This window comes from Sulfitobacter sp. HI0040 (assembly GCF_001634885.1).
In the GTDB taxonomy this organism is placed as follows: domain Bacteria; phylum Pseudomonadota; class Alphaproteobacteria; order Rhodobacterales; family Rhodobacteraceae; genus Sulfitobacter.
The window spans coordinates 1-5,936 of the sequence record NZ_LWEX01000099.1 but is presented as its reverse complement, the minus strand read 5'-3'; the positions used below and the strand labels follow the sequence as shown (position 1 = coordinate 5,936).

At 64.4% G+C, this 5,936-nt stretch carries 5 protein-coding genes and 1 pseudogene; 5 read left to right on the top strand and 1 reads right to left on the bottom strand.

Features of this window, described 5'->3' with window-relative positions:
• From A3728_RS07620 to lpdA, 5 genes and pseudogenes are all read left to right on the top strand, one after another.
• A pseudogene (locus A3728_RS07620) lies at positions 1 to 613 on the top strand (AsmA-like C-terminal region-containing protein); the annotation flags it as partial.
• Positions 614 to 622: 9 nt separating this feature from the next.
• Complete coding sequence (queA, locus tag A3728_RS07615; protein WP_082857966.1) at positions 623 to 1,738, top strand: tRNA preQ1(34) S-adenosylmethionine ribosyltransferase-isomerase QueA; 1,116 nt, start codon at positions 623 to 625, stop codon at positions 1,736 to 1,738.
• A gap of 34 nt (positions 1,739 to 1,772) precedes the next feature.
• The gene (locus A3728_RS07610; protein ID WP_067921736.1) at positions 1,773 to 3,053 is read left to right on the top strand and encodes an MFS transporter; all 1,281 of its coding nucleotides are present in this window, start codon (positions 1,773 to 1,775) and stop codon (positions 3,051 to 3,053) included.
• 81 nt (positions 3,054 to 3,134) lie between these two features.
• Positions 3,135 to 3,719 carry a DUF924 family protein gene (locus tag A3728_RS07605; protein ID WP_067921734.1) on the top strand — a complete coding sequence of 195 codons (585 nt, stop codon included), beginning with the start codon at positions 3,135 to 3,137 and terminating at the stop codon, positions 3,717 to 3,719.
• 89 nt (positions 3,720 to 3,808) lie between these two features.
• Positions 3,809 to 5,203, top strand: coding sequence for a dihydrolipoyl dehydrogenase (lpdA, locus tag A3728_RS07600; protein ID WP_067921731.1), 1,395 nt, complete (start codon positions 3,809 to 3,811; stop codon positions 5,201 to 5,203).
• Positions 5,204 to 5,246: 43 nt separating this feature from the next.
• On the opposite strand, the gene A3728_RS07595 is transcribed toward lpdA, so the two are convergent.
• Positions 5,247 to 5,753: a YciE/YciF ferroxidase family protein gene (locus A3728_RS07595; RefSeq protein ID WP_067921728.1), complete on the bottom strand. Its 507-nt coding sequence runs from the start codon at positions 5,751 to 5,753 to the stop codon at positions 5,247 to 5,249.
• Positions 5,754 to 5,936 lie beyond the last annotated feature (183 nt).

Here is a 5,936-nt window from a genome sequence, read left to right as displayed (position 1 = left end):
CTCGGTGGCGCGGCAGGTGGTGGGCGGGGATCTCAACCTCGTGCTGGTGCCCGTGGGATCGGGCGGGGCCTTCGACGGTCAGCTGCAGGTTGGCGATCTGCGCATCCGCGACGCGCCCGCCATCGCGGCCCTGCTGAACGCGGTGTCGGTGGTGGGGCTGATCAACGAACTGAACGGCGACGGGATCTATTTCGACGCGGTCGAGGCCGCCTTTCGCCTCACGCCGGACCGGCTGACGCTGACCGAAGCCAGCGCCACGGGCGCCTCCATGGGCATTTCCATGGATGGCGTCTATGCGCTGGACAGTGGGCGGCTGGCGCTGCAGGGCGTGGTCTCTCCTGTCTATATGCTCAACAGCATCGGCAGTCTGTTCACCCGCAAGGGCGAGGGGCTGTTCGGCTTCTCCTATGCCTTGGGCGGTACGGTCAAAGCGCCGGAGGTTTCGGTCAATCCGCTCTCGGCGCTGACGCCGGGCATGTTCCGCGATCTCTTCCGCAGCGACCCGCCGGAGCTGCCCCCCGTGGCCGGGGAAGAGGCCCCCGCCGTGCGGGCACCGGCGGGAACCGGACAGGCGGCAGACAAACCGGTTGCCGGGGCGAACGTGGGTCGCTAATCGGCGGCCATGAAACTGAGCGATTTCGATTTCGACCTGCCCGAGCGGCTGATCGCCACGCGCCCCGCCGTGCCGCGCACCTCCGCGCGGCTGCTGGTGGCGGACGCGGACGGGCTGCATGACGCGCGCGTTTTGGCCCTGACGGACTGGCTGGTGCCGGGCGACCTGCTGGTGCTGAACGACACGCGGGTGATTCCCGCCCGCCTCGGCGGCACCCGGCGGCGCGACAGCGCGCAGGGGCCGGTCGATGCCAAGATCGAGGTCACGCTGCTGGAGCCGCGCGCCGATGGCACCTGGGCCGCGCTGATCAAACCCCTGCGCAAGCTGAAGCCGGGCGAGGTCGTGCGCTTTGGCGACGGCTTCGAAGCCACGCTGGAAAATGTGGAAGAGGGACAGGGCCATCTGCGCTTCAACTGCAGCGGCACGGATTTCGACGCGGCGCTCAATCGCGCGGGCGCGATGCCGCTGCCGCCCTATATCGCCGCCAAACGCCCCGCCGATGCGCAGGACCTGACCGACTACCAGACGGTCTTTGCCCGCAACGCGGGCGCTGTCGCCGCACCCACCGCATCGCTCCATTTCGACGAGGCCTTGCTGGAGGCTCTGCGCGATCACGGCGTGGAGTTCGTGCATGTGACACTGCACGTGGGCGCAGGCACTTTCCTGCCGGTCAAGGTGGATGACATCAGCGAACATTGCATGCACGCCGAATGGGGCCGCGTCGATGCCGAGGCCGCGGCGAAGATCGCAGCACAGCGCGCCCGCGGCGGGCGGGTGATCCCCGTGGGCACCACCGCGCTCCGCCTGATCGAGACCGCCGCCCGGGGGGGCGAGATCGCGGCGTGGGAAGGCGACACCGACATCTTCATCACCCCCGGTTTCCGCTTCAACGTGACGGACGGGCTGATGACAAACTTCCACCTGCCGCGTTCCACCTTGATGATGCTGGTCTCCGCGCTCATGGGGTCGGAGCGGATCCGGCAGATTTATGCCCATGCCATCGAAGCGGAATATCGCTTCTTTTCATACGGGGATGCGTCCCTGCTGCTGCCCGGCTCCGGCGCGAACGGGCCAAATGGTGTCGCGGGAGGAGGTGACTTGCACCGCCCCCCGCATCAGGACTAACGCAGCGCTGACACGGCCATAAAGGATTCGGCTCATGGTATCTGTTCTCTCCAGCGCCTGGGCGCTGCTTCTTGGCATGTGTCTGCTGATGGTCGGCAACGGGATGCAGGGCACGCTGCTCGGTATCCGCGGCAACATCGAGGGCTTCTCGACCTTTCACATGTCGATCGTCATGTCGGCCTATTTCGTGGGCTTCCTCGGCGGGTCGCGCATGGCGCCCGGCATGATCCGGCGGGTGGGCCACGTGCGGGTCTTTGCGGCGCTCGCCTCGCTCATCTCTGCGGTGATGATCATCTATCCGACCTTTCCCAACACCATTGTCTGGTCGCTGGGCCGGGTGCTGATCGGGTTCTGCTTTTCCGCCGTCTACGTCACCGCGGAAAGCTGGCTGAACAACGCCGCCACCAACGACAACCGGGGCAAGGCGCTGTCGCTTTACATGATCGTCCAGACGCTGGGCATCGTTCTGGCGCAGGCGCTGCTGCTGACGGCGGATCCCTCGGGCTTCGTGCTTTTCGTCATCCCCTCGGTGCTGGTGTCTGTGGCGGTGACGCCGATCCTGCTGTCGATCAGCCCCACGCCCGCCTTCGAGACGACAAAGCCCATGAGCCTGCGGGCGCTCATCGGATTCTCGCCCCTGGGGTGTGTGGGCATGTTCCTTCTGGGCGGCGTATTCTCGGCCCAGTTCGGCATGGCGTCGGTCTACGGCGCCGAAGCGGGGCTGACCGTTGCCCAGATCTCCACCTTCGTCGCGATGTTTTTCGTGGGTGCGGTTATTTTGCAATACCCCATCGGCTGGGTCTCCGACCGGATGGACCGGCGCACGCTGATCGTGATCGTTTCGGTCGTCGGCGGGGGCGGTTCGGTGCTGGGGATGCTGATGGGTCACGTCTTTCCGGTACTGCTCGTTTCGGCCTTCGTGGTGGGGGGGATGTCGAATCCGCTCTATTCGCTGCTCATTGCCCATACCAACGACTTTCTCGAACACGAGGACATGGCTGCTGCATCCGGCGGACTCATATTTATCAACGGGTTGGGGGCGATCACCGGCCCGATCATCACCGGCTGGATGATGAGCACGGCGCTGGGACCGGGGGGCTTTTACCTCTTTACCGCGCTGCTCTTTGCCGCGCTCGCCGCCTATGCCGCCTACCGCGCGACACAGCGCCCGGCGGTGCCCGTCTCCGAAACCGGCAACTACGTGCCGATCTATGCGTCGGCTACTCCCGTCGCCGTTGAAATCGCGCGGGAATATGCGATCGAGAGCGGGCAGGATGCCGAAGAGGGCCCGGATCACGGTATTCGCGCAGGCTGATACAATTCGTGACTGGGTTTCTGCGGGCCAGAGGCATTAACTGTAATTAACTGACCGCAAAGCGTAAAAGGAGTGCGCAGCATGGTGAGCCCCGAGGAAGTGCTTGAGTTCTGGCTGGACGAGGTTGGCCCCGACGGCTGGTACGAGGTCGACCCCGCCCTCGACGCCCGTATCCGCGAGCGTTTCGCCGCCGCGTGGCAAGCGGCGCGTGAAGGTAAATACGCGCTCTGGTTGACCTATCCGTCAGGCGCGCTGGCCTATATCATCCTGACCGACCAGTTCCCGCGCAACATGTTCCGGGGCGAAGCCGCGGCCTTTGCCACCGACGCTGCCGCGCTGGCCGCCGCCAAGGCCGCCATCGACAAGGGCTGGGACATGCGCATCGATGAACCGGCGCGCCAGTTCTTCTACCTGCCCCTGATGCATTCCGAAAACCTCTGTGATCAGGACCGCTGCGTGCGGCTGATGTGCGAAAGGATGGCCCAGACCGGTGCGTCCAACCTGCTGCACGCGCGCGCACACCGCGAGGTGATCCGCCAGTTCGGCCGCTTCCCCTATCGCAACGAGGCGCTGGCGCGCAATTTCACCGCCCATGAACGCAGCTACGTGGAAGAGGGCGGATACGGCAGCACCCTGCGCCGGTTGCAGGGGGCGCACGCGGCCTGAAGGCTTCTGTCTTGCGCAACTGTGGTTGTCGCGGTCGGGGAGATGGTTTAACGGTAAACTAGTTTCCCCACCAACCGCGAGGTCCCGGAATGGCTGCAAAATCCTATGATGTGATCGTGATCGGCGCAGGGCCGGGCGGCTATGTCGCCGCAATCCGGGCCGCGCAGCTTGGCCTGTCGGTCGCGGTGGTGGAGCGTGAGCATCTTGGCGGTATCTGCCTCAACTGGGGGTGCATCCCCACCAAGGCGCTGCTGCGCTCGTCAGAGGTCTTTCACCTCATGCACCGGGCCAAGGAATTCGGCCTGAAGGCGGAGGGGGTCGACTATGATCTCGACGCGGTGGTCGCACGGTCCCGCAAGGTGGCCAAGCAGTTGACCGGCGGCGTCGGCCATCTGCTGAAGAAGAACAAGGTCACCGTGGTGATGGGCGAAGCCAGCCTGAAGGGCAAAGGCACGCTGTCGGTCAAGACCGACAAGGGCACCGAGGAGTTGAGCGCCAAGAACATCATCCTCGCCACCGGGGCGCGCGCGCGCGAACTGCCGGGGCTGGAGGCGGACGGCAAACAGGTCTGGACGTATAAACACGCGCTGCAGCCGCCGCATATGCCGAAAAAGCTGCTGGTCATCGGATCGGGCGCCATCGGCATCGAATTCGCGAGTTTCTACAACACGCTGGGGGCGGATACGACCGTGGTCGAGGTGATGGACCGCGTCCTGCCGGTGGAGGACGCCGACATCAGCGCCTTCGCCAAGAAGGCGTTCGAGAAGCAGGGCATGAAGATCATGCAAAAGGCGATGGTCAAGAAGCTGGACCGCGCCAAGGGCAAGGTCACCGCGCATATCGAGGCGGGCCGCAAGGTCGAAACCCATGAGTTCGACACCGTCATTTCCGCCGTCGGCATCGTCGGCAACGTCGAAGGGCTGGGGCTGGAGGATCTGGGCGTCAAGATCGACCGCACCCATGTGGTGACGGATGAATATTGCCGCACCGGGGTCGATGGGCTCTATGCCATCGGCGATATCGCCGGCGCGCCCTGGCTGGCGCACAAGGCCAGCCACGAAGGCGTCATGGTGGCCGAGCTGATCGCGGGCAAGCATCCGCATCCGGTCAAACCCGAAAGCATCGCGGGCTGCACCTATTGCCACCCGCAGGTCGCCTCCGTCGGTTATTCGGAGGCGAAGGCCAAGGAGCTGGGCTACGAGGTCAAGATCGGCAACTTCCCCTTTATCGGCAACGGCAAGGCCATCGCGCTGGGGGAAGAGGGCGGCATGATCAAGACCGTTTTCGACGCCAAGACCGGCGAGTTGCTGGGCGCCCATATGGTCGGGGCCGAGGTGACGGAACTCATCCAGGGGTACGTCGTCGGTCGACAGCTCGAAACGACCGAGGAAGACCTGATGAACACCGTCTTCCCGCATCCCACGCTCAGCGAGATGATGCATGAATCCGTGCTGGATGCCTACGGTCGCGTCATCCACATGTAACAAACTCAGGAACCGGGCCGGATGACCGGCCCGGCCCTTGGCGTCAGGCGGGTTCTGATGCCTTGGCAGCGTCGTTCACCGTCTTCTCCGCCAGCTTGGTCAGATCCGCGTCGGTCTTGCTTTCCTGATCCAGCGTCTGTTTCAGCAGCTTTTCGGCGTCCTTCATGCCGAGTTCCTTGGCCCAGCGGCACAGCGTGCCGTAGCGGGCGATCTCGTAATGCTCGACCGCTTGTGCTGCCGAGATCAGGCCGGCGTCGAGGGCGGGCGTGCCCTTGAACTCCTCCATGATCTCCTCCCCTTCGGAGATGATCCCTTCGATCGCTTCGCAGGTCTTTCCCCGGGCGGATTTCCCGAGGATCTCGAACACCTGCTGAAGGCGTTCGATCTGTTCTTCGGTTTCGCCATGGTGCTTTTCGAAGGCCTGCGCCAGCTTTTCGTTGCTGGCGGCGCGCTTCATCTTGGGCAGCGCTTTCAGGATCTTCTTTTCGGCATAGTAGATGTCCTTCAACGTATCGAGGAAGAGGTCATCGAGCGTTTTCTGCTTGGCCATGATATTTCCTTTACTGATTACGTTCACTGAGCTGCGGCAAATGGTCCGCCCGGATCCAACCGCGTCCCGCGGGCCCGGTTCCCCGCCGTTAGCGGCAACGGAAAAATTGGGCGGGTTCCCGCATTGTAGGCGGGCAGTTTCGGGGGTAGGCGCAGGCCATGACCCCGCCCCAAACCCCGCATC

Bases quoted from the DNA above. Each gene is read 5' to 3' on its own strand.
- queA (WP_082857966.1), top strand. From the start codon at position 623: ATGAAACTGAGCGATTTCGATTTCGACCTGCCCGAGCGGCTGATCGCC.
- A3728_RS07610 (WP_067921736.1), top strand. From the start codon at position 1,773: ATGGTATCTGTTCTCTCCAGCGCCTGGGCGCTGCTTCTTGGCATGTGT.
- A3728_RS07605 (WP_067921734.1), top strand. From the start codon at position 3,135: ATGGTGAGCCCCGAGGAAGTGCTTGAGTTCTGGCTGGACGAGGTTGGC.
- lpdA (WP_067921731.1), top strand. From the start codon at position 3,809: ATGGCTGCAAAATCCTATGATGTGATCGTGATCGGCGCAGGGCCGGGC.
- A3728_RS07595 (WP_067921728.1), bottom strand. From the start codon at position 5,753: ATGGCCAAGCAGAAAACGCTCGATGACCTCTTCCTCGATACGTTGAAG.